This is a genomic window from Burkholderia sp. E168m23 (assembly GCF_016586125.1).
Classification (GTDB): Bacteria; Pseudomonadota; Gammaproteobacteria; order Burkholderiales; family Burkholderiaceae; genus Burkholderia; species Burkholderia orbicola.
In genome coordinates this window covers 1-540 of sequence record NZ_BCPP01001712.1, presented here as the reverse complement: position 1 = coordinate 540, position 540 = coordinate 1, and the positions used below count along the sequence as shown (strand labels likewise).

2 protein-coding genes are annotated in these 540 nt (G+C 71.7%); both read left to right on the top strand.

The annotated features are described in order from the left end of the window. A partial coding sequence (locus tag JMF90_RS39820; RefSeq protein ID WP_201326627.1) for a flagellar biosynthetic protein FliR occupies window positions 1–251 on the top strand: 251 nt, incomplete at its 5' end. 16 nt (window positions 252–267) lie between these two features. Next, window positions 268–540 (top strand): EscU/YscU/HrcU family type III secretion system export apparatus switch protein (locus JMF90_RS39815; protein WP_201326626.1); only part of this gene is annotated, 273 nt, incomplete at its 3' end.

Here is a 540-nt window from a genome sequence, read left to right as displayed (position 1 = left end):
GGATGGTGAAGCTCGCGGCGCCGGTCACGATCGTGCTGGTGCTCGTCGAGCTGGGCATCGGCCTGGTCGGGCGCGCGGTGCCGCAGCTCAACATCTTCGTGTTCTCGCAGCCGCTGAAGAGCGCGCTCGCGGTGCTCATGATGATTCTGTTCCTGCCGGTGGTGTACGCGTCGCTGCATTCGCTGCTGAGCCCCGACAGCGGGCTGATGGCGTTGCTGCGCGCGCTGTTCGCCGCGCACGGCGGCGGCTGAGCGCGCCGGAGCCGGGATGGCCGAAAAGGACCAGAAGCCGACCGCGAAGCGCCTGCGCGAGGCGCGCGAGAAAGGCGACGTGCCGAAGAGCGCGGAAACGGTGTCGTCCGCGTTCTTCGTCGGCGTGTGCGTGGCGCTCGCGGTGGGCATCGGCGCGCTGTTCGCGCGGGTGCAGGCGCTGTTCCGGCTCGTGTTCGACGCGGTCGGCGCGGCCGATCCGTCCGCGCGGCTCGCGGCGCTGATCGACGGCGCCGCGCGCGACTGGGCGACGCTGTCCGCGCAGATCGTC